The sequence below is a fragment of the Streptomyces sp. NPDC044719 genome (assembly GCF_056433405.1).
Genome location: NZ_JBWKHE010000008.1, coordinates 39,512 through 64,284, shown reverse-complemented (window position 1 = coordinate 64,284; position 24,773 = coordinate 39,512). Strand labels below are relative to the sequence as shown.

Annotated in this window: 23 protein-coding genes; 10 read left to right on the top strand and 13 right to left on the bottom strand. The window is 70.8% G+C overall.

Going from position 1 to position 24,773, the window contains the following annotated elements; genetic code table 11:
* Positions 1-6 precede the first annotated feature (6 nt).
* A complete protein-coding gene (locus tag AC07DF_RS29820; protein WP_478978117.1) occupies positions 7-852 on the bottom strand; it encodes an NmrA family NAD(P)-binding protein in 846 nt (281 codons plus the stop codon).
* Between the two features lie 185 nt (positions 853-1,037).
* Between AC07DF_RS29820 and AC07DF_RS29815 the strand changes: the two genes are divergently transcribed.
* Together AC07DF_RS29815 and AC07DF_RS29810 are read left to right on the top strand one after the other, a co-directional pair.
* Positions 1,038-1,973 carry an AraC family transcriptional regulator gene (locus AC07DF_RS29815; RefSeq protein WP_478978114.1) on the top strand — a complete coding sequence of 312 codons (936 nt, stop codon included), beginning with the start codon at positions 1,038-1,040 and terminating at the stop codon, positions 1,971-1,973.
* A 29-nt stretch (positions 1,974-2,002) separates the two neighbouring features.
* The gene (locus AC07DF_RS29810; protein WP_478978111.1) at positions 2,003-2,692 is read left to right on the top strand and encodes a helix-turn-helix domain-containing protein; all 690 of its coding nucleotides are present in this window, start codon (positions 2,003-2,005) and stop codon (positions 2,690-2,692) included.
* Here the strand turns inward: AC07DF_RS29810 and AC07DF_RS29805 are convergent.
* Positions 2,672-3,076 (bottom strand): VOC family protein, encoded by a 405-nt coding sequence (locus AC07DF_RS29805; protein ID WP_478978108.1) that lies wholly within the window; start codon positions 3,074-3,076, stop codon positions 2,672-2,674. The two genes, AC07DF_RS29810 and AC07DF_RS29805, sit on opposite strands and share 21 nt — an antisense overlap.
* Positions 3,077-3,200: 124 nt before the next feature.
* Between AC07DF_RS29805 and AC07DF_RS29800 the strand changes: the two genes are divergently transcribed.
* Positions 3,201-3,608: an SRPBCC family protein gene (locus AC07DF_RS29800; protein ID WP_478978105.1), complete on the top strand. Its 408-nt coding sequence runs from the start codon at positions 3,201-3,203 to the stop codon at positions 3,606-3,608.
* 6 nt (positions 3,609-3,614) lie between these two features.
* Here the strand turns inward: AC07DF_RS29800 and AC07DF_RS29795 are convergent, their stop codons facing one another.
* A complete protein-coding gene (locus AC07DF_RS29795; protein WP_478978102.1) occupies positions 3,615-4,646 on the bottom strand; it encodes a DUF5954 family protein in 1,032 nt (343 codons plus the stop codon).
* Between the two features lie 305 nt (positions 4,647-4,951).
* On the opposite strand from AC07DF_RS29795, the gene AC07DF_RS29790 reads away from it, so the two are divergent.
* Positions 4,952-5,488, top strand: a complete 537-nt coding sequence (locus AC07DF_RS29790; RefSeq protein ID WP_478978099.1) for a peptidoglycan-binding domain-containing protein — start codon at positions 4,952-4,954, stop codon at positions 5,486-5,488.
* 28 nt (positions 5,489-5,516) lie between these two features.
* On the opposite strand, the gene AC07DF_RS29785 is transcribed toward AC07DF_RS29790, so the two are convergent.
* The 3 genes from AC07DF_RS29785 to AC07DF_RS29775 form a co-directional block, all read right to left on the bottom strand.
* Positions 5,517-5,939 (bottom strand): helix-turn-helix domain-containing protein, encoded by a 423-nt coding sequence (locus AC07DF_RS29785; RefSeq protein ID WP_478978096.1) that lies wholly within the window; start codon positions 5,937-5,939, stop codon positions 5,517-5,519.
* Between the two features lie 194 nt (positions 5,940-6,133).
* Positions 6,134-6,556 carry a RidA family protein gene (locus tag AC07DF_RS29780; RefSeq protein WP_478978094.1) on the bottom strand — a complete coding sequence of 141 codons (423 nt, stop codon included), beginning with the start codon at positions 6,554-6,556 and terminating at the stop codon, positions 6,134-6,136.
* A 130-nt stretch (positions 6,557-6,686) separates the two neighbouring features.
* Positions 6,687-7,730 (bottom strand): LacI family DNA-binding transcriptional regulator, encoded by a 1,044-nt coding sequence (locus tag AC07DF_RS29775; protein ID WP_478978091.1) that lies wholly within the window; start codon positions 7,728-7,730, stop codon positions 6,687-6,689.
* Between the two features lie 261 nt (positions 7,731-7,991).
* Here AC07DF_RS29775 and AC07DF_RS29770 point away from each other — a divergent pair, with 261 nt between their 5' ends.
* Together AC07DF_RS29770 and AC07DF_RS29765 are read left to right on the top strand one after the other, a co-directional pair.
* Positions 7,992-9,440: an alpha/beta hydrolase gene (locus AC07DF_RS29770; RefSeq protein ID WP_478978088.1), complete on the top strand. Its 1,449-nt coding sequence runs from the start codon at positions 7,992-7,994 to the stop codon at positions 9,438-9,440.
* Positions 9,441-9,453: 13 nt separating this feature from the next.
* Positions 9,454-10,107, top strand: coding sequence for a hypothetical protein (locus AC07DF_RS29765; protein WP_478978085.1), 654 nt, complete (start codon positions 9,454-9,456; stop codon positions 10,105-10,107).
* A gap of 15 nt (positions 10,108-10,122) precedes the next feature.
* Here the strand turns inward: AC07DF_RS29765 and AC07DF_RS29760 are convergent, their stop codons facing one another.
* The 7 genes from AC07DF_RS29760 to AC07DF_RS29730 form a co-directional block, all read right to left on the bottom strand.
* Positions 10,123-11,547, bottom strand: coding sequence for a Gfo/Idh/MocA family protein (locus tag AC07DF_RS29760; protein WP_478978082.1), 1,425 nt, complete (start codon positions 11,545-11,547; stop codon positions 10,123-10,125).
* A 171-nt stretch (positions 11,548-11,718) separates the two neighbouring features.
* Complete coding sequence (locus AC07DF_RS29755) at positions 11,719-13,350, bottom strand: glycoside hydrolase family 43 protein (protein WP_478978079.1); 1,632 nt, start codon at positions 13,348-13,350, stop codon at positions 11,719-11,721.
* Between the two features lie 84 nt (positions 13,351-13,434).
* Entirely contained in the window at positions 13,435-14,352 is a 918-nt protein-coding gene (locus AC07DF_RS29750) for a carbohydrate ABC transporter permease (RefSeq protein WP_478978076.1), read from the bottom strand.
* Positions 14,352-15,236: a carbohydrate ABC transporter permease gene (locus AC07DF_RS29745; protein ID WP_478978073.1), complete on the bottom strand. Its 885-nt coding sequence runs from the start codon at positions 15,234-15,236 to the stop codon at positions 14,352-14,354. The genes AC07DF_RS29750 and AC07DF_RS29745 overlap by 1 nt, the downstream gene beginning before the upstream one ends.
* A gap of 8 nt (positions 15,237-15,244) precedes the next feature.
* Positions 15,245-16,582, bottom strand: a complete 1,338-nt coding sequence (locus AC07DF_RS29740; RefSeq protein ID WP_478978070.1) for an ABC transporter substrate-binding protein — start codon at positions 16,580-16,582, stop codon at positions 15,245-15,247.
* A gap of 375 nt (positions 16,583-16,957) precedes the next feature.
* Positions 16,958-18,046 carry a LacI family DNA-binding transcriptional regulator gene (locus AC07DF_RS29735; protein WP_478978067.1) on the bottom strand — a complete coding sequence of 363 codons (1,089 nt, stop codon included), beginning with the start codon at positions 18,044-18,046 and terminating at the stop codon, positions 16,958-16,960.
* A 339-nt stretch (positions 18,047-18,385) separates the two neighbouring features.
* Positions 18,386-19,399, bottom strand: a complete 1,014-nt coding sequence (locus tag AC07DF_RS29730) for a hydroxyacid dehydrogenase (RefSeq protein WP_478978064.1) — start codon at positions 19,397-19,399, stop codon at positions 18,386-18,388.
* Between the two features lie 605 nt (positions 19,400-20,004).
* Between AC07DF_RS29730 and AC07DF_RS29725 the strand changes: the two genes are divergently transcribed.
* From AC07DF_RS29725 to AC07DF_RS29710, 4 genes are read left to right on the top strand one after another with little or no spacing between them, the layout of a single operon-like run.
* On the top strand, positions 20,005-21,354 hold the full coding sequence (locus tag AC07DF_RS29725; RefSeq protein ID WP_478978061.1) for an extracellular solute-binding protein: 1,350 nt from the start codon (positions 20,005-20,007) through the stop codon (positions 21,352-21,354).
* Positions 21,351-22,346: a carbohydrate ABC transporter permease gene (locus AC07DF_RS29720; protein ID WP_478978058.1), complete on the top strand. Its 996-nt coding sequence runs from the start codon at positions 21,351-21,353 to the stop codon at positions 22,344-22,346. Before AC07DF_RS29725 ends, AC07DF_RS29720 begins: the two co-directional genes overlap by 4 nt.
* Positions 22,343-23,206 (top strand): carbohydrate ABC transporter permease, encoded by an 864-nt coding sequence (locus tag AC07DF_RS29715; RefSeq protein WP_478978055.1) that lies wholly within the window; start codon positions 22,343-22,345, stop codon positions 23,204-23,206. The genes AC07DF_RS29720 and AC07DF_RS29715 overlap by 4 nt, the downstream gene beginning before the upstream one ends.
* A gap of 34 nt (positions 23,207-23,240) precedes the next feature.
* Entirely contained in the window at positions 23,241-24,770 is a 1,530-nt protein-coding gene (locus tag AC07DF_RS29710; protein ID WP_478978053.1) for a glycosyl hydrolase family 28 protein, read from the top strand.
* The last annotated feature ends 3 nt before the right edge of the window (positions 24,771-24,773 follow it).

Below are 24,773 nucleotides of genomic sequence, written 5' to 3'. Positions count from 1 at the left end.
GCGGCCTCAGGCCTTCCAGGTCCCGGCCGCCGCCTCCTCCCGGACGAACTCGGCGAAGTCCCTGGGCGCGCGGCCCAGGACCTCGCGCACACCGTCCTCGAGGTGTGCGTTGCGGCCGTCGAGGAGGGTGTCGAAGATGCCGGTCATCGCCGCGACCTCCTCCGGTGGCAGTCCGAAGCCGACCATGGCCTCGCCGTAGTCCCGGGTGGAGACGGCCCGGTACGTCAGCGGCCGCCCCGTCGCCCCGGCGATCTCCGCGACCGCCTCCCCGAAGGTCAGCAGCCGCGCCCCGGACAGGGTGAGCGTCCGGCCCACGTACCGCTCGCCGCCCGTCAGCGCGGCCACCACCACGTCCGCGATGTCCCGCACGTCGAGGAACGGCTCCCGCACCTCGTCGGCCGGGAACACCAGCTCACCGCGTTCTCGCAGCTCCGCCACCAGCGGGCCCTCGCTGAAGTTCTGCGCGAACCACGCGGCCCGTACGACCGTCCACTCCGCGCCCGAGGCGTGCAGCGCCTCCTCGGTCGGCAGGGCCTGGTCCTCGCCGCGCGCGGACAGCAGCACCAGCCGCCGCACCCCGAGCCCGACCGCCTCGCGCGCCAGCGCCCCGACCGCCTCGGCGGCTCCCGGGGCGCCGACGTCCGTGGGGTGCGCGAGATAGGCCGCGTCGGCGCCGCGCAGGGCCGCCGCCCAGGTCGAGCGGTCCCACCAGTCGAAGCCGGTCGCCCGGGACGCGGCCCGTACCGTGAGCCCCGCGGCCTCCGCGGCCCGTGCCACCCGGCTCCCCGTACGGCCCGAGGCGCCCGTCACCACCACTGTCATGCTCCGCGTGTTCCGTGTCGTGTTCGTCATGCCGTCGAGTCAACTGCCGTGCGCGGCACGGAACCATCGCTGAACGGCTCATTCCCATACGCCCGCGTCTTAGGGGGCTTCTGATGGATCTCCGCGGCGTCGCGACGCCCGGCACGCACTCTCGCCGCACCGGACGCCGCTCCTTCTTCCGCGGAGATCCATCAGAAGCCCCCTAAGCTGGCCCCATGGACGCAGTCGCAGGGCTACTGGACGGCCCCCGCGCCCGGGGCGCGTTCATGATCAGGGCGTGTTTCGACCCTCCGTGGGCGGTCCGCGTGGAGGACCGGGCCCCGCTCACCGTGATGCTCGTCGTGCGCGGCGAGGCCTGGGTCGTGCCCGACCGGGGCGAGCGGGCCCTGCTGCGGGCCGGGGACCTCGCCATCGCCCGCGGCCCGGACCCGTACACCTGCGCCGACGACCCCGGTACGGCCCCGCAGGCGCTGATCCTGCCGGACCAGGAGTGCCGCTACCCCGACGGGCTGCCCCTCAACGGCTCCATGGACCTGGGCGTGCGCACCTGGGGCGACCGGCTGGACGGGGCCACCGTGATGCTGATCGGCACGTACCCGATGAAGGGCGAGGTCAGTGGACGGCTGCTGGACGCCCTGCCGCCGCTGCTCACCCTCCCGTCCGACGTGTGGGCCTGCCCGCTCACGCCGTACGTCGCCGAGGAGATCGTCCGGGACGAGCCGGGCCAGGAGGTCGTCCTGGACCGGCTGCTCGACCTGCTGGTCATCGCCGCGCTGCGGGCCTGGTTCGCCCGCCCGGAGGCGGAGGCCCCCGCCTGGTACCGGGCGCTCGCCGACCCCGTCGTCGGCGGTGTCCTGCGCCTGCTCCAGGACGATCCGGCCCACCCGTGGACCGTCGCCTCCCTCGCCGCCAAGGCGGGAGTGTCCCGCGCCGCGCTGGCCCGCCGCTTCACCGGCCTGGTCGGGGAACCCCCGATGACCTACCTCACCGGCTGGCGCCTCGCTCTCGCCGCCGACCGACTGCGCGACTCCGACGACACGCTCGACGCGGTGGCCCGCCGTGTCGGCTACGGCAGCGCCTTCGCCCTGTCGACGGCGTTCAAGCGGGTGTACGGCGTCAGCCCGGTGGAGTACCGGGCGCGGGCGGCGTGAGCGGACACGGGCGGCGTAGCCTGGCACCTGTGTACGTGGAGTGGGCGTCGCGGCTAACGGGAGCGGTCGTGTGGACCAACACCCCGGGCCGGGACGGGGTGGGCCGGGTGCTGCCCGACGGGTGCATGGATCTGCTGTGGCACGAAGGGCGGCTGCTGGTCGCCGGGCCCGACACCCATGCGTACCTCATGGGCGGCGCGACGGGTGCCTGGGCCGGGGTCCGCTTCTACCCGGGCACGGCTCCCGCGCTCCTGGGCGTACCGGCGCACGAGCTGCGTGACCGCCGGGTCGAGTTGGCGGACCTGTGGCCGGCCTCGGAGGTACGCCGCCTGGCCGACCGTGTGAACGCGGCTCCCGACCCGGCGAGCGGCCTGGAGGAGGTGGCGCTGCGGCAGGCGGCCGGTGCCGAACCCCCGGACCCGGTGCTGCGGCAGGTCGTCGCAGCGCTCGGCAGCGGCCGCCCGGTCGCCGTGACCGCCGACGAACTCGGCCTGGGCGCCCGCCAGTTGCACCGCCGTTCCCTGGCCGCGTTCGGCTACGGCCCCAAAACCCTGGCCCGTATCCTGCGGCTGCGCCGCGCCCTCGCACTGGCCCGGGACGGGGTGCCCTTCGCGGACACGGCCGCCCGGGCCGGGTACGCCGACCAGGCCCATCTGGCCCGCGATGTCAGGGAGTTGGCGGGCCTGCCGCTGGGCGAGCTACTCGCCGGCCGGGGCTAGCGGGGCGAACAGGTCCACTCCGTTGCCGTCCGGGTCGAGCACGACGGCGTACCGCTGCCCCCAGAAGGCGTCCCAGGGCTTGAGCTCGCCGTGGTACCCGGAGCCCACCAGCTCCTCGTACAGCGCGTCCACTTCCGCCGGCCCGTCGCACCGCAGGGCCAGCGAGGCCCGGCCCCCGCCGGCGGGCGGCTCCCACTCGGGGAGGAAGGAGCGGACCGTCTCCTCGGTGTCGAACAGCAGCCGCAGCCCGCCGGGCAGTCCGGCCTCGGCGTGCGGCAGGCTCTCGGCGCCCTCCGGGAAGGCGAACCCGAGCCGGCGGTAGAAGGTGACGGAGGCGGCCATGTCGGAGACGACCAGGCCGATGGCATCGAATCGTGCGGTCATGGCGCCACCGTAGGCAGGCCAAGGGCGGCCGGTCTTGAAGGAAACGGACACCGGACATCCCCACCTGCGCCCGTGTCCGATCCGTTCAAGAGCATCCCCCGGCCGACCCCGTAACGTCGCCGCCATGACGACCACGACACACAGATCCCAGCACCTCGGCATCCCGATCGACCGCCCCGCCCAGGAGGTCTACGACTACGTCTCCGACCCCCTCAACGTCCCCGGCTGGGCCCCCGGACTGGCGCGCTCCATCGAGCGGGTGGACGGCCGGTGGGTGGGGGAGTCGCCCATGGGAAGGGTTGAGGTCGTGTTCACGCCCAGGAACGAGTTCGGCGTGCTCGACCACGACGTCACCCTGCCCTCGGGGCAGACCGTGCACAATCCGATGCGGGTGATCGCCGACGGCCCCGGCTGCGAGGTGGTGTTCACACTGCGCCGGCGGCCCGGGATGAGCGACGAGGAGTTCCGCCGCGACGCGGAGGCGGTGTCCGCCGACCTCACCGGCCTGAAGCGGCTGATGGAAGGCTCCTAGTCCTTCCTAGTCCGCCGTCTCCGACTCGTAGTGGATGGTGCCGTCCTCGTCCATCGTCGGGTGCATCTTCATGGGGCCGTACTCGTCGACGTCCGACGGCCGCGGGCCTTCCGGTCCGTCGGGCCCCATGCGCAGAAAGCGTTCCACGCGGCAGATCCGGAAGAGACGGCCGTCGACGCGGAACTCGTCGGCGCGGTCGAGTGCCTTGTACTCCTCGGCGGCGCGCGCGTACTTCGCCTTCCTGGCCTCGTCGTACCGGTACAGCATGGCCCAGATCTCGGACATGCCGTTGTAGAGCAGACGCCGGGCGTCGTGGGGCGTGGCCATGAGCGTGCCGCAGGGCTGCCAGCCGTGGCGGCCGCGCTCGACCACGCCGAATCCGGTGGGCAGCAGCACGGGGTCCGGGTGGGTGGCCACCGCACGCTCGGAGTCCTCGCGGACGTCGGAGGGAATACGGGCGCCCGTGTACGCGAAGTCGCTCAGGCCCAGCCGCAGCGCGCCCGCCGCCAGGCCGTCCGGGCGGGCCGGGTCGAGGACGAAGCCGACGTCCGGGGACGCGGTGTCCTTCGCCCGCTTGTCCCACGACCGCCGCACCGGCTCCAGGTCGGTGGGGCGCGGCGGCTCGAGACCGTCGTCGTCGCAGCGCGCGAACTCGTCGCCGCGTACGACCCGGTAGCGCACCCCGCACACCTCCACCTCGTTCACCGGCTCGCGCTCCATCACCGCCACGGCGGCCAGCAGTTCGCGCCGGACGGCCGGATCGTCGGTGTCGTCCTTGGCCGTGAACCACAGGTGCGAGTGCAGCCCGTCCCGGGCCACCTGCGGCATACCGTCCGTCACCGGCTTCAACAGCCGCCACTCCGGCCCCACGGCGGGATCCTGCGCGGCGACTCCGAAGACCGGCCCGCGCAGCGACAGAGCGGGATAGCGCCGCGAGGCGTCCATCGCGTCGGCCTCCCGCACCCAGGCGGCGGGGTCGTCGCGGCGGACCAACTCCTCCTGGAGAGCGTCGATCTGTTGCTGCCAGTCATCATCCATGCACGCATTGTCCTGGCCGTGCGGAGGGCGCGGGAGGCCGGGCGATGCAACAAAGGCTGTTGTTGGGATCCGGCCGCGGACGCCGGGCACCGCCGTCCGGCCCAGCCCGTCCCAGAAAGACCCCGAGCGTCCCACGCTCCGCCGGGACGCCGCCGCCCCGCGCCTGAGCCGTCCCTGGGCGGTCCGTGAACGCCGGGAAGGCTCGCCCTGCCCGGGGGCCGGACGTGACGCTGTGCCCTGCCAAACGAGACGAGCCGCCCCAGGGGTGACCCGCCGGGGGACGGCGGTTCGGAAAGGAACACCGCATGAGGATGCGCAATCGGGCCATGGCGATGGTGACGGCCGTGCTGCTGGGGGGCGGGGCCACCGGGATCGCCCTGGCACCGGCCGCGAACGCCGCTCCCTACTTCGGCATCGACGGCGGCGGAGCCGTCACCAACGACTGGGAGGACGAGGAGAACCTCGGCGTCGAGGCCTACGCCAAGGGCAACGCCATCGCCCTGTGGGAGACCGTCCTGTGGGCGGACGGCGCCCTGTGGGAGGACGACGAGGGTGAGTGGCGGCCCTTCAGGAAGAGCCAGATCGACGGCTCGTTCGGGCCGGAGACCGAGTCGGCCACGCAGTGGTGGCAGAGCCGGCACAACCTCCCCGAGACCGACGGCACCGTCGTCAGCGAGAGCTGGGACTTCGCCCAGACCCGGCTGCAGAGCCTCCCGGGCAACATCGTCCAGTACAAGGGTGACGCGCGGAACGTCAACTTCAAGCGCGTGGGCGGCAAGTACCAGGTGAAGCTCAAGAACGTCGGGCCCTGGAAGAACGCGCACTACCGCATCGTCGGCTGAGTGCCCGGACGAGCGGGTGACCTCCGGGTCACCCGCTCCACGGGGGCAGCGCCCACAGCAGCCCCGCCAGCAGTACGACGATGACCGCGAAGGAGACCAGCGCCGCCGCCCGCCACCGCCGGTACTCGGCAGCGGTCGGCGGTGCCGCGACGTCCACCGCCTGCCCGGCCGGCCCCGTCGCACCGCGCGGCCATGTCGGATCGGCCAGATCCCACACCGCCAGCAGCCGCGCCTGGTCCGCCCCGGCCACCCGGCACAGCGCCTGCACCGCGCCCCTCGGCGGCTGCTTGGCCCCGCTGAGATACCGCTGCCACGACGACTTGCTGTACGCCGTCCGCCGCGCCAGCTCGGCCAGACTCAGACCCGTGCGGTCCTTCAGGGCCCGCAGTTGCTCGACCAGATGCCGTGCCTCCCTCGGCAGTGCGTCCGGAAGCGGCTGCCAGCGTGTCATGGTCGTCCCCCAACTGCCCGCCGCCACCCCGCCCCCGGGCACCGGCCCCTCCCCACCGCATCGTTCGACGCCGGCCCGTGCGGGCCAGTTCCCCGCGGCGACGGGCGCGCGGCGCGTACGGGGGGTGTGAGACGGCCGGCCGAGCGACCTTCGGTCGGCGACGGTGCGCCGGGGTGCCGCGATCGCGGCTGGCGTCAGCCGCTGCCCGCCTCACCAGGGCGTACGGCCACCGCGTCGACCTCGAACAGCATGCCCGGCAACGCCAGCGAGGCGACGCCGCTCAGCGTCTGCGCCGGCAGCCGCTCCCCGAAGCGGGCCTGCAGCGCCTTGCCCAGGATCGCCAGTTTGTCGAGGTCGTGGTCCACGATGAACGTGCCGAGCCGTACGACGTGTTCGTAGCCGAGCCCGACCCCTTCCAGCGCCGACCTCAGCCGGTCGAAGGCGAGCTCCACCTGCGCGGCGAAGTCCCCGGGCACCGGGGTGCCGGTCGCGTCGGAGGCGTACTGGCCGCTGACGAAGACGGTTTCACCGGGAGCCGAGACGGCGTGGCCGTAGCCGAACGGTGTGGGGTCGTGGAGAGCGGCCGGGTTGGTGATCGTGCGTGCGTCGCGCGTCATGACGAGCCGGTCCTTTCCGGGAGTACGGCCGCCGCCGAACCGGCGGAGGCCTGACCACTCTCGTCAACTCGCCATGTGCGCAGGCGTGTTCCGGACAGGGGCCCGCCGGCGCACGCGCGTGACGTACGCCCTATGCTCGCGGTGCCGCCGTACTCGCCCGTTCCACCAGCCGTGTCGACAACTCCGTCCGCGTGCTCTCCGGGCGGTGCCCGTCCATCACGCGCAGCAGTGAGCGCAGGGCCGTCGCGGCCATCTCCGACAGCGGCTGGCGGACCGTGGTCAGGGCCGGGGAGGCCCAGCGGGCCTCGGGCAGGTCGTCGAAGCCCACCACGCTGACGTCGTGCGGGACCTTCAACCCCCGCTCGGCCAAGGCCTGGTACACCCCGAGCGCCATCCGGTCCGAGCAGACGAAGACGGCCGTCGGCGGCTCGGGCAGGTCGAGCAGTTCCAGCATGCGGCGGCGGGCCTGGCCCTCGTCGAAACCGGCGTGCCGTACGTACTCGGCGCGGTGCCGGACCCCGGCCGACGCGAGCGCCGAGCGGTAACCGGCGACCCGGGCACTGCTGCACATCGTGCGCCGGTCGCCGGCGACGACGGCGACGCGCTCATGACCGAGGGACAGCAGATGCTCGGTGGCCGTCAGACCGCCCTGCCAGTTCGCCGCCCCCACCGAGACCACGCCCTCCGGCGGCTCCTGGACCGGGTCGATCATCACGAAGGGGATGCGGTGCTGCTCCAGCCAGGCGTACTGCGAGTCGCTCAGCTCGGCCAGGTTGAACAGGACCCCGGAGGAGCCCCGGGCGACCAGCTTGTCCAGCCAGCCGCGCTCCGGGCGGCCGACCCGGGAGCGGGTCAGGGCGGCCGACACCACGACCTCCAGGCCCGCGTCGTGCGCCGCCTCCTCCGCCCCGTGCAGCACCGCGCCCGACCAGGAGCTCTCCAGCGAGTGCACGACCAGGTCGACCAGCCGGGGCGCCTTCGCCGCGTCGAAGCGGGGTCTGCGTACATAGCCGAGCCGGTCGAGCGCCTCGGTGACCCGGCGGCGGGTCTCGGGCGCCACGTCCTCCCGGCCGTTGACCACCTTGGACGCGGTCGGCACCGACACCCCCGCCTCACGGGCCACGACCGCCAGCGTCGGACCTGCCGCCACGCTCGCACTCGCCGTACGGACCATCGGGAACCCACCTCTCGACCGGCAGAAAGCGCTTCCTACTTTAGGTGCGGCGCAGGACGGCGGGTAGACGGCTGACTGAATGCCGGCCGATCGGGCGCCGGTCGAGGCAGGCCGTATCGCCGGAATCCCATCGGGGGCGCGGCGATGACGTCTGTCACTTTCAGTGATGACAACTCTCACTGCCGACGGGGCCGCACGGGACGAACACTGGATCTCGCCGTCCAGGCGTGCGCCCCGCACTGCTGCTCAGGAGGACTTCACATGCACCGAGCCTTATCCCTCGCCCTCGCCGCAGGCGTGGTGGCGGCGACCGCCTTTCCGGGAGTGTCGGTGGCAGCGATGCCGGACACCGTGCGGTGGGGGCCGTGCCCGGAAGGCGTCGCCGCGCCCCGTCTCGAGTGCTCGACGCTCGAAGTCCCGCTGGACTACCGGAATCCCGACGGCCGGCAGATCGAGATCGCGATCTCCCGGCTGGCGAGCAAGGACCCCTCGCAGCGCCGCGGTGTGCTGTTCACCAACCCGGGCGGCCCCGGCGGCACGGGGCTCACCTACCCGGCCGTACTGGCCGGCCGGGGGCTGCCGCAGAAGGTGCTGGACTCCTACGACGTGATCGGCTTCGACCCGCGTGGGGTCGGCCGCAGTGCGCCGGTGACCTGCGATCTGACGCCGGAACAGCAGGCACGCGGCAACTTCGCGCCGTACGCGTACACCGCGGCCGATGTCGCGCGGGAGGCGAAGCACGCGCGGACCGTCGCCGCGCAGTGCGCCACCTCGCGAACGGCGTGGATGCTGCCGCACACCACCACCGCGAACACCGCGCGCGACATGGACCGGATCCGGGCGGCGCTGGGCGAGCCGAAACTCTCGTACCTCGGCGCCTCCTACGGCACCTCCCTCGGCGCGGTGTACGCGACGATGTTCCCGAAGCGCGGCGACCGGATCGTCCTCGACAGCAGCCTGGGCCGTGGCGGCTACGACGCCAGGGCCATGCGGTTGCTCGCCCGTGGCCTGGAGGACCGGTTCCCGGACTTCGCCGCGTTCGCGGCCGCGCGCCCCGAGTACGGTCTGGGCGCGACACCGCGGCAGGTGACCGCGAAGTACTTCGACCTCGCCGAGCGGCTGGACGCGAAACCGGTCCACGGCGTCGACGGGACGGGGTTGCGCGGGATGACGTTCGCACTCCTCTACAAGGACGCGGCCATGCCCTTGCTGGCCGAGAACTGGCAGGCGCTCGACCAGGGCAAACCACTGCCGTCCGACCCGCCGGAGGTCACGGAGAACCTCCTGGCCGCTCGCTTCTACGTGATATGCGGCGATTCGCGCTGGCCGGAGACGGTCCGGGAGTACCAGCGGAACGTCGCGGTCGACCGGATCAAGTACCCCATGCTGGGCGCGTCCACGGCCGGCATCGGCCCCTGCGCGTTCTGGCCGGACAAGCGGGTCGAACCGCCGGTGCACATCGGTGACCGGGGCCCGTCGAACGTGCTCATGGTGCAGAACGAGCGCGACCCGGCGACACCGCTGGTCGGCGCCCAGGAGCTGCGGCGGGCGTTCGGGAAGCGGGCCACGATGGTGACGGCCGACCAGGGCGGGCACGGTGTCTATCCGTTCGGCGCCAACACCTGCGTGAAGGACGCGGCGACGGCGTTCCTGACCACCGGGCAGCGCCCGTCGCGGGACCTCGCCTGCGCGGCGGAGCCGGGCAAGTAACGGAAGTGGAGCCATGTTCAAGGAGTGGCGGCATCGCCGGGCCGTGCAGCGGGTCAAGCCCGGGGACGGACGACCGTTGAAGCGTTTCCGCTGGTGGCAGATGCTCACCCGCGCACTGTTCCATCTTCGGCTGATGAGCGACGACGGCCGGCGGACGGACTACGCCGTCGACGTCAGGCATCAGAACCAGTCGGACGGCTACGTCAAGGCCCACCTGTACCTCGACGGCAGGCATCACGCCGAGTCCAGAGTCCCCGCCGTCTTCCCCGTGAGGGGCGGCATGGTCGAAGTGAGGGCGAGCAGCTTCGGGCTCAAGCGCTGCCACTACGTCACCGCCGAGGGGGCCGAGTTCCCGCTGGTCCCCGACCCCGCCTCCGCCGAAGGGCGCCGCGCACGCCTCGACCGATCGCACCCCGCCCTGAGCCGCTGGATCGGTTTCCTCTCGGTGACCGTGCTCGTCATCGGCCTGGCTCTCCTGATCCTTCAGCTCGCCGAACAGATCACCCAGGATCCGCAGGGCCTCGCCCAGTACGTCGGCACCTTCACCTCGCCCATTGATCTGCCGGCATGGGTTAACGCCGTGGTCGGGCTCGTCACCGTGACGGCCAGCACCGAGCGGGCGCTGCGGCTGCGCTACCACTGGCTCCTCGACGGCGGGGCGGGCTGAGCGGCCGCTCTCGCGTCAGCGGGCGGGCGGCATCTCCGAGGGGCTGGAGTCGAGTCCGGGCCTCTTGCCGGCCCATGCGCCGCGGGTGAAGTCCGGGATCCCGACCGGGCGGCCGTTCCTCGCCAGGGACGCGGCGCTCAGCGGAACCGCCGCGCACCAGGCGGCCGAGTCGTACACGTCGATGTCGGGCACCAGCCCCGCGCGCATCAGCTGGACCGTGCGCCACTGCAGGACGTAGTCCATACCGCCGTGACCGCCGTTGTTCGCGGCGTCGTCACCGACCTTGCGCCACAGCCAGTGGTCGTACTCCTTGCGGTAGTCGGCGAAGTCGCGCCAGGTGTGGCCGCCGTGGTCCGGTTCCAGATAGACGCGCGCGCCGGTCGGGGAGGGCCCGGCGTAGTCCTCGACGATCCCGCGGCTGCCGGCGAGGCTGTTGATCCTGCTGTACGGCCGGGGTGAACTCACGTCGTGCTCGGCCCGGATGATCCGGCCTTTCTCGGTCTCGACGACGCAGGTGACCAGGTCGCCGTTGATGTACGTCTCCTTCCAGGACGGGTGGTCCCGGGGGACGAAGCGCTCGCGGTAGTCGGCGAGCCCCTTCGGGGCGGTCGCGGTGGCGGTGAGGGTGGCCATCCGGTCGCCGCGGTTGATGTCCATGGCCGCCGCGATCGGGGCCAGCCCGTGCATGGGGTAGAGCGACGCGGTGCTGCGGGTGTGCCACAGCCTTCGCCAGGAGTCGGTGTAGTACGTGTCGGAGAAGAGGAGTTCACGCAGGTCGTGGAGGTAGCCGCCATGACCGTTGGTGATGTCTCCGAACAGGCCGGCGTGCGCCATCCTCAGCATGGCCAGTTCGTTGCGGCCGTAGGAGCAGTTCTCGGCGAGGAGCAGGTGCCTGCGGGTGCGCTCGGAGGTGTCGACCAGGTCCCACAGCTGGCGCAGTTCGGTCGCGACGGGGAGTTCCACCACGGCGTGTCTGCCGCTCAGCAGCGCGGCTCTGCCGTGCTCGTAGTGGAACTCCCAGGGCGTGGCGACGTACACCAGGTCGATGTCGTCGCGCCGGAGCATCCGGGCGTAGGCGTCGGCCGATCCGCCGTACTCGGCGGGGCGGGGCTCGCCCTTGCTCACCAGCCGGTCGGCGGCGCGGCGCGCCCGGTCGGCCCGGATGTCGCAGACGGCGGTCACGGTGCAGCCGGGCACGGCAGCCCAGCCCTCGACCATGCCGCCGCCTCGGTTGCCGAGTCCGATGACCCCGACGCGGACGGTTCTGTGGGCCTCGAACGGCACGCCGATCATCGACTTCTGCCCGGGACGGCGGCGGGGCGCCTGCCCGGTCGCGGCGGCCGCGGCCGGGGCCGAGGCGGTCGCCCCGGCCGCGAGCGCACCGGTGGCGACGGCTCCGCCCAGGAGCAGTCGGCGTGAGACAGCGGGTGTTTTGGACATGACGGCAACACTCCTCGAGGGGGTCGCTTGCATCACTGCCGGGGCACTGTCGGGACTTTCGGGGCATGACTCTGCGGGCTTCGACGGTTACATGTCAATACGTGCTCGTTAGGAAGCAGTTCCGAGCAGGATCGAGCATCGACTTTCGAAACCCCGAACGCGCCGACACCCTCAGCCGGATACGCAGGTCAGCCGGAACCCCGTGAAGTCCGCCGTGAACGCCGCGTCGATGAGGTCCCGGGCGTGGATGCCCGCCATCGCACCGGTGAAGCGCAGACGAGAGCCGTGGTCGTCGGACAGCTGGCTGAAGTCCAGGGCCGGTCCGATCGCCGTGCGCACTCCGTCCCGTACGAACCAGAAACGGGCGTCGGCACCCTCGACCGTCACCCCCAGCGTCACGGGCCCGTCGTCCGGCACGTCCACGAGGGCGACCTGCCGCACCCCGTCCTCGTCGCGCTCCACAAGACTGAGCACCGTACGACCGTCCCCGCTCCACTGCTGTCCGCGCTGCGGTTCCCCCTCCGGCTCCGACCAGGTCAGATCCAGGCTGAGATACGCCTCGGCGTCGTACCAGAGCACCAGCCCCGCGGCCTGGGTGAAGGTCACCGGCCGTGCCTCGACGGTGACTTCGGCCTCCGCGCGGTGCTCGGTGACACGCTGGGCCAGCAGGCTGGTCGCCCAGCGGGACTCGGGCCCGTGCCGGCCGCGCAGCCGGATCCAGCCCGGGCGCGCCGTCGTGTCGGCCCAGGACGGGTCCGGCGCCTCGCGCAGGGTGCTCCACGGCCAGGACAAGCCCTCGGGCGGGGCGGCGGGAGGCACGGGCACCGGATGGGCCGGCAGCGGGTGCGGCCGGGCGGAGAGTGGTTGCGGCCGGGTCGGCACGTCGACGTCCACCGCCGGGTGCCAACCGCCCTGCCGCAGTCGCGGCCAGCCGTCGGCGTCCCAGGTCACCGCCTGGATCGCGGTCTCCCGGCCGAGCGTGCAGCGACGCCCCTGCGCGGTGTGCAGCGGACGGGCCGTCAGATGACTGAGCAGCCACTGCCCGTCCGGCGTCTCGACCAGCTCGCCGTGCCCGGCCTTCTGCAACGGCACGCTCTCGTCGTCCCGCGTCGTCAGCAGCGGCCGGTCGTCGAGTGCGTACGGCCCGGTCAGCTCCCGGCTGCGGGCCACCCGCACCCCGTGCTCCCACCCCGTGCCGCCCTCCGCGAGCACCAGGTAGTACCAGCCGTCGCGCCGCAGCAGCTTCGGCCCCTCGATCAGCCGGTCGTGCTGGAGCAGCAGACGCGTCTGCCCGACGGGTGTCAGTGTGTCCCGGTCCAGCTCCGTGACGACGATCCCCGCGAAGCGCCGCCCTCCCGGCCGGTGGTCGTTCTGCAGGTTCAGCAGCCACAGCCGGCCGTCCTCGTGGAAGAGGGCCGGATCGAACCCATGGCTCGGGACCCGGCGCGGTGCGCTCCACCCGCCGCCCACCTCGGTCGCCGTCGAGACGTAGGTGTCGAGATCGAAGTACGGCGTGCCGACCGACCGCACGACGGTGTACGTCACCCAGAACCGCTCCCCGTCCCAGCTCAGCGACGGAGCCCAGATGCCGCCCGAGTCGGGCACGCCGGCCAGCGAACTCCCGGGCGCCGCGCCCTCGACGTGCCCCGCGTACTCCCAGTGGGCCAGGTCCCGGGAGCGGTGCACCGGGATGGTCGGGAACCACTCGAAGGAACTGGTCGCCACGTAGTACCAGTCGCCGACCCGGACCAGGGAGGGGTCGGGCGCGAAGCCGCGGAGGACGGGGTTGTGCAGGACGGTCACGGAAGGGCTCCGGGTCGGGGTGGGCACCCGGGGACCGCGGGGAGTCAGGGTCACCCACGGCCCCCGGGAGTCGGGGGAAAAGGGTTACTTGAGGGCGCCCAGCGTCACGCCCGTCCGCCAGTAGCGGCGCATCGCGACCATCATGATCGCCATCGGCACGATGGACAGCAGCGCGCCGGTCAGCACAAGGCCGGTCAGGTCGATGCCGGACTCAAGACGCGTGCCGGTCCAGTTGTAGAGGCCGAGGTTGAGCGTCCAGTTCTCCTTGCCGCGCAGCACGGTCAGGGGCAGGAAGAAGGCGTTCCAGGTGTTCACGAAGGCCAGCAGGAACACCGTCGCGCCGCCCGTCGTCATCATCCGCAGCACGATGCTGAAGAAGATCCGCAACTCGCCGGCGCCGTCGATCCGGGCCGCCTCCAGCAACTCGTAGGGGATCGTGGCCTCGGTGTACACCTTGGCCAGATAGACGCTGAACGGGTTGATGAGGCAGGGGATCAGCATCGCCCACGGGGTGTCCACCATGCCGATCGCCGAGAACAGCAGATACAGCGGGAGCGTGAGCAGCGCGATCGGGATCAGGAACGAGCCCACGACACACGCGAAGATCGCGTTACGGCCCGGGAAGTCGAAGCGGGCCAGTCCGTAACCGGTTGCGAGGGCGATCAGCGTGCCGCCGAGCGAACCGGCCCCGGCGTAGAGCAACGAGTTGGCCGTCCACCGCAGGAAGATGCCGTCCTGGTACGTGAACACCTGGTGCAGGTTGTCCCACAGATGCCAGCCCGAGAACCACAGGCCGTTGCTCTGGTACAGCGCCGTGCGGTCCTTGGTCGCGGCGACGATCAGCCACCACACGGGGAACAGGCTGTACACGCTCGCCAGGGCCAGCCCGACGAGGAGGAAGCGCTGACCGCCCCTCCCGCGCGAGGCCGGATCCGGACGGGACAGCCGCCGGACGCCGCGCACTTCGGGCCGCTCGGTGGCGGTCTGCTCGGTCAGCACCATCAGTCGGCCTCCTTCGAGGTGAGCCGGTAGAAGAGGAAGGAGGCGACGCCCAGGATCAGGGCGAGCAGCACGGACAGGGCGGCCGCGTAGTGGTAGTCGCCCGCGTTGAACGCCTGGTTGTAGATGATCATGATCGGGGTGAAGCTGTCACTGACCGTCTGCGGCGTGATGTTCCGGAACAGCGCCGGCTCGTTGAAGATCTGCAGCATCTGGATGATCGACAGCAGCCCTGTCAGGACCAGCGCCCCGCGCACGAACGGGATCTTGATGCTGCGCGCGATCCGCAGCTCGGAGGCACCGTCCAGCCGGGCCGCCTCGAACAACTCGCGCGGCACGCCCTGGAGCGCCGAGTAGATGATCACCATGTTGTAGCCGATGCCGTGCCAGGTCAGCAGGTTGCCGATGGCCGGCCACACCATCGACGGCGCGAAGAAGTTCCAGTCGAGACCGAGGGCCTCGCCGATGGGGGTGAGCGGGCCGACGTCCGGGCTGTAGAGATTGACCCACACGATCGCCGCGACCACGCCGGGGATCATGTACGGCACCAGCAGCACGATCCGGAACCTGCTCGCCACCCTGGACGTGAGCGCGTCCAGGAACAGTGCCAGCAACAGGCTGATCAGCAGCATCATCGGGATCTGGACACAGGCGAAGAGCACCACCCGCAGGATGGAGTTCATGAACGCCGAGTCCGTCAGCCCCTGGGTGTAGTTGTCGAGCCCGGCGAACTCCGTCGTCGCACCGCCGAGACCGAGCCCGGACTGCTTCTCCGTGAACAGCGACTCGTGGACGGCGTAGCCGATCGGGAGCAGATACAGAAAGACGAAGCCGAGCTGGAAGGGCACCGTGAACGCGGCACCCTTCCAGCGCAGGGAGCGAATCATCGAATGCCTCAGCCCTTGACGCTGATACCGCGGGACTGCAGGTCCTTGACCGTCCACTCCTGCATGTGCGCGAGCAGGTCGGTGACCTTCTCCTGCTTGTTGACGACCTTGGCCCAGCCCGCCTGGAGCTCGGTGAACATCGCGGTCCAGTTCGGGCCGTAGGTCCAGTCGGTGGTGACCGTGCCCAGGCTGTCCGTGACGACCTTCTGCGCCGGCTCGTAGTTCTTGCCGAGCAGCTTCTGCGAGATCGACTCACCGACGTAGGAACCGCTGTCCTCGAGCGCCGGCATCACGCCGTTGCCGGTCTCCGGGCTCGCCATCGTCTTGACCGCGCCCTGGTTCGTGGACATCCACAGCGCCGCCTTCGCCGCCTGCTCCTGGTTCTCGCACTGCTTGGTCACCAGGGTCACGCTGCCGGTCAGATTCGTGCCGGCCGGCGTCTTGGCCGCCTCGCCCTTGTACGTGGGCCAGGGCGCCAGCGCCCAGTCGCCGAAGGACTTGGTGAAGTTCTGCACCATGCCGGCCATCTGCCAGGTGGAGATCTGCCGGGTCGCGGTGGCGCCGGTGTCGTAACTGCGCTGCACGGCCGCGTAGTCGGCGAAGGACAGCTTGGCGTTCAGGTCGTTGTCGATGATCTCCTGGATCACCTTCGCGGCCTTGAGGGTGCCCTCGTCCTGGAAGTTCACCTTCCAGGCGTTGCCGTCGATCGCGTACCAGTGCGCCCCGGCCTGCATCGCGAGCACCTCCAGGGTGCTCGGGTCCTCACCGGCGTAGTTGGTGATCTCGATGCCGTGCTTCTTCAGCACCTTGCCCGCGGCGATGAAGTCGTCCCAGGTGGCCGGGGGCTTAAGGCCGTACTTCTCGAAGATGTCGGTGCGGTAGATCGTGAACTGGGGCGCCGAACTGGTGGGTACGCCGTAGAGCTTGCCCTGCACCTGCGCACTCGCCCAGGCGCCGGTGTTGAACTTGTCCTTCTCCCCCTCGACGTACCGCGTGATGTCGGCGAGCGCGTCCTGCGACACCCAGCTGGTCACGTACTCGGCGGTGTTCTGCACCAGGCAGGGTGCGTTGCCGGCCTTCACCGCGTTGGTCAGCTGCTTCTGCATGGTCAGCTGGTCGGTGACCTTCGTGTACTTCAGCTGGATGTCCTTGTGCGAGGCGTTGAACGCCTTGACGACCGCCTCCTGGCCGTTGGCCCAGCCCCAGAAGGGGAGGGTGACCGGACCGGACTTCGAGGCGGCGTCGTCGCCCGAGCCGGATCCGCCGCAGGCGGAGAGCAGACCTGTCAGCGCGATACCCGCGACAGCGGCGGAGGCGAACCTTCTCCGGGGGCTGGTGAAGTTCATCTGACCGTGATCCTTCGGAATAGGACGTTCTCAGAACGAGAGGACGGCGGCGGCTCGGTGGTGCCGGCCGGGAACGGCGGCCGGAAACCGTCGGCTCGCGGTTGCGGGGGGTCGGCCAAGCAGAAGCTGTAGTAAGCGGTTGCTGGGACGGTAGGCGGACGGATCCGCTCAGAGCAAGAGGTGCGCGTCAATTTGTTACGGCGGATCGGCCGGCGGGTTACCGCGGTGCGTACGGCGCGCCCCCGCGTCAGACTCGGTTAGGTACAGGTCAAAGCGCTGGCAGCGGCGCCGGTCCGCAATGCGGCGGGCACGCCGTCGCTCCCCGCGAGAGGCCGTAAAGTCTCTGGAAAACGGTTACGTAACGAAGGCTCAGTGTCAGACGCGTGTCGCCGGCGGCCGCACCGAGTTGCGGACCACGACATGGGTGCCCAGCACCAGATGGTCGCCGTCGGCGCTCTTGCGGCGGCCCGCGCCGCCCTCGCGCCGGTCGGCCACCGCGCGCAGCGCGACCCGGCCCATCTCCTCGTACGGCACGTGCACGGTGGTCAGTTGGGGCGTGAGCTGGGAGGCGAGCGGGATGTCGTCGTAGCCGACGATCGAGACGTCCTCGGGTACCCGCAGGCCCGCCGCGCGCAGGGCCTGCGCGGCGCCCGCGGCGACCACGTCCGTGCCGGCGAGCACCGCGGTGAAGTCCGGTGTGTCGCGCAGGGCCGCCTCCACCGCCTCGTAGCCGTGCTCGTAGTCGTACGGGCCGTGCCGGACCATGCCCGGGTCGAAGGGCACGCCGTACGCCTCGAAGGCCCGCTGTGCGCCCTTCAACCGGCCCTGGGCGGTAGTCAGTTCGGCGTGGCCCGGCAGGACGAGGACGCGTCGGTGACCGGCCGACAGCAGATGGCTGGCCATCGCGTAGGCGCCGCCCTCGTTGTCGTAGTCGACGGTCGTCGCCGGGACGTCGCCCTCCAGCGGGGGCCTGCCCACCAGGACCAGGTGCGAGCCGGCCGCGTCCAGGGAACGGGCGAAGCGGGCCATGCGCAGCTGGTACTCGTCGTAGTCGTAGGCGCCGCCGAGCAGGATCACGGCGGCCACGCCCTGCTGCCGCATGAGGTTCACCAGGGCCAGCTCGCGCTCCGGGTCGTCGCCGGTCGTGCCGACCAGGGAGAGCCAGCCGCGCAGCGTGGCGGCGCCCTCGACACCCTTCGCGACGTGCGCGAACGCGGCGCCGGTGATGTTGTTGATGAGGATCGCCACCGTCGGTGTGCCGCCGCCGGCGAGGGAGCGGGCGTGGGCGTTGGTGACGTAGTCCAGGTCCCGGACCACCTTCATCACCCGGCGGCGCAGCTCCTCCGACACCGGGTAGTTACCGGACAGCACCCGCGAGACGCTGGCCACGGAGACGCCCGCGCGCTCCGCGACATCGCGGATGGTCGCCCGGCCGGCGTCACTCGTCGCCTTGCGCTGACTCACCCTTGCGGCTCCTTCACGTAGTGGCCCGATGCCGTGCGCTCTGATCTGTCGCGACCCGGTTCGCAGCGCCCCCGACGCACCCGCCGTCCGGGCACCCGCCCCGCGCCGGTGCGGAAACCGTATCCCATCGTTACTCCAGGCTGGAGGGCCTGTGGACGGCGGACCGAAAGGGCCTGCCGGGCGTGGTGCGGGACGGGCGTGCCCGCATTGACGTCGGGCCGAACCACCTGCCCGCCTCGACGTCAGGCCGAACCGACTGCCGGCCCGGGCGTCACGCCACCGGCGCGAGATCGCCCGTTGCCGGGGTGACACCCCTCGCGCGAAATCGCCCGGGCGGCGTCACGCCACCCGCGCCAGATCCGCGTGCCGGACCTCGTGGACCGGCCGCGCGCCCGCCGCCAGGCGTTCCAGTTCCTCCACCACGATCCGGCCGAGCCGCTCCAGTTCGTTGCCCAGGGAGCCCGCGATGTGCGGGGTGAGAAACACGTTGGGCAGGTGGTACAGCGGCGAGCCGGCGGGCAGTGGCTCCGGGTCGGTGACGTCGAGGACCGCGCTGAGCCGGCCCGAGAGCAGCTCGCCGGTGAGTGCCTCGTGGTCGACCAGCGCACCGCGGGCGGTGTTGATGAGCACGCCCCCGTCTCGCACCAGGGCGAGCCGGTCGCGGTCGAGCATGTGGTGGGTCTCGGGGATGTCGGGGGCGTGCAGGCTCACGATGTCGCTGCGTCTGAGCAGGTCCTCCAGCGACAGCGACTCGGCACCGAGCGCGGCGGCCTCGGCCGGGCTCACATACGGGTCGTGCAGCAGGACGGTGAGGTCGAACGGCCGCAGCAGCTCCAGCAGCCGGCGGCCCACACGGGACGCGCCGATGACCCCGACGCGGCGGCCGAGGTTGCCGGTCGCGGCGGTCTCGGCGGGGCCCGGGTAGGCATGGGTGCTGCGGAAGTGCTCGCGGTGGTCGAAGGCGTCCTTGCCCACCAGCAAAATCATCGCGAGCGTGTACTCCGCGACGGGCAGGGCGTTGCCCGTCACCGCGCTGGAGACGGTGACCCCGCGTTCCCACAGGGCCTCGCCGACCAGGGAGCGGACGGAGCCGGCCGCGTGCAGCACGGCGTCGAGCTTCGGGGCCGCCGCGAGGACACCGGCGTCCAGGTGCGGGCAGCCCCAGCCGGTGATCAGCACCTCGGCGGCGGCCAGGGCGCCGGCCGCGGCCGGATCGGTGAAGTCCCGCACCACCAACCCGGGGTCGATGTCGGCCGTGCGCCTCAGTCGCTCCATCAGCGGCGGAGGGAAGAGCAGCGGGAGGTGCACCGGGTCCATCGCGAACACGGTCCGCGGCAGCTGAGGGCTGGGCATGACTCTCCTGGAGCAGAGGGCGGAGAACAGAAACAGTTTCAGAAAGCGCCTTCTACCGTAGATCCGCCGGGAAGCACCGGTCAATCGGCTGGGCGCGGATGGCGGCGGGAGGTGCCGGTTCGGCGCAACGCCCGTGATGAGCGCAGGCCGTGACGCGACGGGAGGAGGCGAGGTCGGTGGGTGGGGGGAGTGGGGCCGGATGTGGCCGGGCGGATCGGGCCCAGAGGATCCCTTCGGGGTGGCTCGGCAGGAGACCCGGACGTGGAAATCGATTACTGCGGTTTCGGTGGGGGAGGGCGGAGCCTGCGTGGCCGCTGTCGGGAGCTCGGTGTCCGGGCGATCCGTTCGGCAACCGGTTCCCAATTTGTTGCCGAAGTCGACCGCGGAGACGTCCCTGGTCATGCCGGTCGGAACACTCTTCGATGGCCTGATCACGCCGACCGAAAACAGGCCTGACCCGCCCTCAAGCTGATGACGCCGAGGTTACACAGTCTTTTCGAAAATTCGTCAAGGCTCTTGACGCGCCATGCTGACCGGAAGAAGCTCTGCCCCACGCACAACAACCGGTTGCTAAGGCACCGGAACCGCAAGGAGGTGGTGCGTTCATGCACCCACGTGCTGGTGCTTCCCTGAGCCGCCGCCGATTCCTCGCCCTCTCGGCAGCGGGCGCCGCGACCGGCGCGGCCAGCCTGAGCGGCTGCGCGATGCAGGTCTCCAGCGGCGTCAGCGGCGGCGGCGAGACCGTCACGCTGATGGCCAAGCCCGACGACCTCTCCCCGGAGCTGGTCAAGCAGGCCCAGAAGGACATCGGCGTCAAGATCGTCACGGTGCGCTACGACATCACCAAGCTCATCGGCATGATGACCAACGGCGCCCCGCCCGACCTGGTGCGCGGTGTCGGCGCCACGGACGCGCCCTACTTCGCGGCGCGTGACGTCATGGAGGACCTGGACCCCTACTTCGCCCGGAGCGGCGTCCTCGAGGCCGACGACCTGGACCCGGTCAACGACCTGTGGCGCTACGACGGCCGCACCCAGGGCAAGGGCCCCCGCTACGGCATGGCGAAGGACTTCTCCCAGGACTCGATGTTCTGGTACAACACCACGCTCTTCGACCGGGCGGGCGTCGATTACCCGCCGGAGACCGAGCCGGTCACCTTCGAGGAGTGGCTGGAGAACGCCGAGCGGCTGACACGGCGCAAGAGCGGCCAGACGACCGTCTTCGGCGGCAGCTACAACGGAGTGCTCACGCCCAACCTGCTGGCGAGCCTCACGGTGGCGGCCGGGGGCAGCCTCTTCACCGACGACTTCTCCCGCGTCGACTTCACCACCCCCGAGGCCCGCAAGGCGCTGAACTGGTACATCGAGTACGGCAGGGCCAGGGTCGGCCCCAGCATCGTCCAGCCCGACCCCAACGCCTGGGACGGGCCCACCTTCCAGGCGAACCGCATGGCCATGTCGAACTCCGGCTACTGGCTCGGCGGCCTGATCAACTCCGACAAGAAGCTGGCGCCGCACGCCCGCCTCGCACCGGCCCCGGTGTTCGAGGGCGGCCGGCGGGTCAGCCCCTGCCAGGCGGGCACCGGCCTGTGGATGCCGAAGAAGGCGAAGAACAAGGACGCCGCCTGGCGGGTCTTCGAGTGGTTCTTCGGCGAGGGACCGGCCAAGGCCCGCGCCGCCGGCGGCTGGGGCATCCCCACCCTGAAGTCCCTGCGCCCGCTGATGCCGGCCCAGGAGGACTACCAGAAGCGGGTGCTCAAGGTGCAGAACGCCGAGCTGGAGCACTTCTCGGTGATCGCCTACACCCCCTACGCCACGGCGGACTCCCTCTACGCCCTGTTCAACCAGGAGGCCCCGGCCGCGATGAACGGCCACATGTCCGTCGACGCCCTGGCCGGCCGCCTGAACTCGGTCATGAACGAGCAGCTGAAGCGCGGTAAGGAGCAGGTGGGATGACGGTCGACCAGATACCCGTCAAGGGGCGGACCGGCCCGGCCGCGCGCGCCGACCGCACGGCACCGGCCCAGCGGCCCCGGATCTCCATGACCGCCCGCAGGCATCGCGCCTTCTACCTGTTCACCTCGCCGTGGATCATCGGTTTCCTGCTGCTGACGATCGTGCCGATGGCGTACGCGCTGTGGCTGAGCTTCACCACCTACGACGGCATCTCGCCGCACTGGAGCTATGTCGGCCTCGGCAACTACACCGAGCTGTTCTCCGACCCGCAGACCTGGAACTCCCTCGGCCGCACGGGTCTGTTCGCCCTCACCTCGGTACCGCTGTCGATCATCGCCGGGCTGGGGCTCGCGGTCCTGGTCAACCGGCCGATCAAGGCACGCGGACTGTTCCGCACCCTGCTCTATCTGCCGGCCGTGGTGCCCCCGGTCGGCGTGGGTCTCACCTTCAAGGCGCTCTTCGACCAGAACTCCGGTGCCGCCAACGGTGTCATCACCCTCTTCGGCTTCGACGCGCTCGGCTGGCTGGCCGACCCCTACGCCCGCTACGTGCTGCTGATGAGCGTGCTGTGGGCCGCCGGAAACGTCATGATCATCTCGCTGGCGGGGCTCCAGGACGTGCCCCGCGAACTGCACGAGGCCGCCCGCATCGACGGGGCGAGCGCCTGGCGGACCTTCCGCAGCATCACCGTGCCGCTGCTGTCGCCGGTGCTGCTCTTCCAGACGGTGACCGGAGTGATCGCCTCGGTGCAGACCATCATGCCGCTGCTGCTGTCCCCGGACGGCACGACCGCCGGCGTCACCGCGCTGCCGCAGTCCAACTACCTCTACATGATGCATGTGTTCTCGCAGTACTTCGCGCTCGGCCGCTACGGCTACGCCTCCGCACTGCTGTGGGTGCTCTTCGTCCTGATCCTCATCGTGACCGGACTCATCTTCAGGTTCACGTCCGGCGTGGTGTTCTACAACGTCGACCCGGAGGCGAAGAAGTGACCGCCACCAGCCTGCCCCCGAACTCCGCCCCCCGGGTGCGGGTCCGCGTCAACCGCCTGGTCCTCTACACGGTCCTCGTCGCCCTCACCGGGCTGTTCATCGGCCCCTTCGGCTGGTTGATCCTGTCCGGCCTGAAGACGCCGGCGGAGCTGGCCGCCTCGCCCGTGCACTGGCTGCCCGCCCAGGTCCAGTGGCACAACTTCGCGGACGCCTTCAACCTCATCGACTTCCTCGGCTACGCCCGCAACTCCCTGGTCATCGCCCTGATCTACGCCACGCTCGTCACCCTCAGCTCGGCCTGGGTCGGCTTCGGCTTCGCCCGCCTGGACGCCCCCGGCAAGAAGACGCTGTTCGGCATCCTCATCGGCTCGATGATGCTGCCCCAGATGATCACCCTGCTGCCGACGTACCTGATCTTCGCCAAGCTCGGCATGGTCGACACGTACTGGCCGTGGGTGTTCTGGGGACTGGCCGCCGCCCCCTATCTGGTCTTCCTCTTCCGGCAGTTCTTCGCCGGGCTGCCCCGCGAGCTGGAGGAGGCCGCGATCGTCGACGGCTGCGGTTACGGCACCATCTTCTGGCGGATCTTCCTGCCGCAGTCCTGGCCGGTGCTGTCCGCGAGCTTCGTGATCGCCTTCACCTGGTCCTGGGGCGACTACATCGCCCCGCAGCTGCTGCTCTCCACCGACAGGTCCACGCTGGCCGTCGCCGTGATGTCCACCTACGTCACCTCGGCCGGAACGCCCGTCGCCAACCTCCAGGCCGCGGCCTCCGTGATGTACGTCGTGCCGATCCTGCTGATCTTCCTCATCGCCCAGCGCGGGTTCGTCGCCGGGATGTCCACGACCGGCCTGAAGTAACCCCTCTTACCGAACCTTTCGCAAGGAGTTGCGCATGAACACGCCCCTGTCACGCCGGTCCACCCTCCAGGCCGCCGGTGTCATCGCTGCCGCCGGCCTGGCCGGCAGCATCGCCGGCACCGCGCAGGCCGCGGCGGCGGAGAACGGCACCACCGGCGACAGCGTGGTCATCCACCCCACGCTTCCGAAGGTGCCTGTCAACAACTCCTTCACCGTCAAGGTCCGGCCGCTCGGCGGCACCTGGCAGAAGCTCGGCGTCTACCTCGCCAAGCTCGCACTGATCGACGCGAACACCGGCAGCAACAGAGCCCAGAGCTCCTCCTGGGCCGCCTTCGACTTCTCCGGCACGGTCGAGGTCGAGGTCACGTACAACCCGGGCGGCGGTGAGAAGGTCCGCGTCCGCCCGGATTCGTACGGCATCAAGCCCGAGGTGCTCGGCAGCACCGCGCGCTTCACCCTGGACCGGCCCCGCAACCTCGTCGTCCAGATCGACGACAAGATCTTCGACTGTCTGCACCTGTTCGCGAACCCGATCGAGCAGGACGTGCCCACCGAGGGCGACAAGAAGGTCATGTACTTCGGGCCCGGTCTGCACACCCACCCCGACCGAACCCTGAAGGTACCCACCGGCACCACCGTCTACCTGGCCCCGGGCGCCGTCCTCACCTCCAGCGTGATCTTCGAGGGAGTGGAGAACTGCCGGCTGATCGGCCGCGGCGTGGTCTACGACACGACCGGCGGCGCGGTCTTCGTCCGCAAGTGCGAGAACATCACGATCGACGGCGTCACGATCCTCAACCCCCGGTACGAGAACATCAGGGTCGCCGAGTCCGAGAACCTCACCATCAAGAACCTGCGTGCCTTCAGTCACCAGGGATGGGGTGACGGCATCCAGCTCTACTGCTCCGAGAACGTCACGATCGACGGCTGCTTCCTGCGCACGTCCGACGACTGCGTCGCTCTCTACACCCACCGCTGGGACTTCTACGGCGACACCCGCAACATCACCGTCAAGAACTGCTCCCTCTGGGCCGACGTCGCCCACCCGATCAACATCGGCGTGCACGGCAATTCCGACACCCCCGAGATGCTGGAGAACCTGCGCTACGAGAACATCGACATCCTCGACCACCGCGAGCCGCAGGTGACCTACCAGGGCGCCATCGCCTTCATGGTCGGCGACAGCAACCTCGTCCGGGACGTCAGGTTCGACAACATCCGCGTGGAGGACTTCCGCTGGGGCCAGCTCATCCACATGCGGGTCGAGTACAACCCGAAGTACAACACGTCGGCAGGCCGCGGCATCGAGTCCGTCTACATCAAGGACCTCAGCTACAACGGCAAGAACGCCGACCTCTCGATCATCGCCGGCCTCGACGCGGAGCACGCGATCAAGGACGTCACCTTCGAGAACCTCCGCGTCAACGGCAGGGTGATCGCCGACAGCACGGGCAAGCCGAAGTGGTATCTGGCCTCGGACGGCGTGCCCATGTTCGTCAACGAGCACGTGACGAACCTCAGGTTCCTCACCACCGCCGAGGCCGAGGCGGCCGCCGCGTCATGAGCA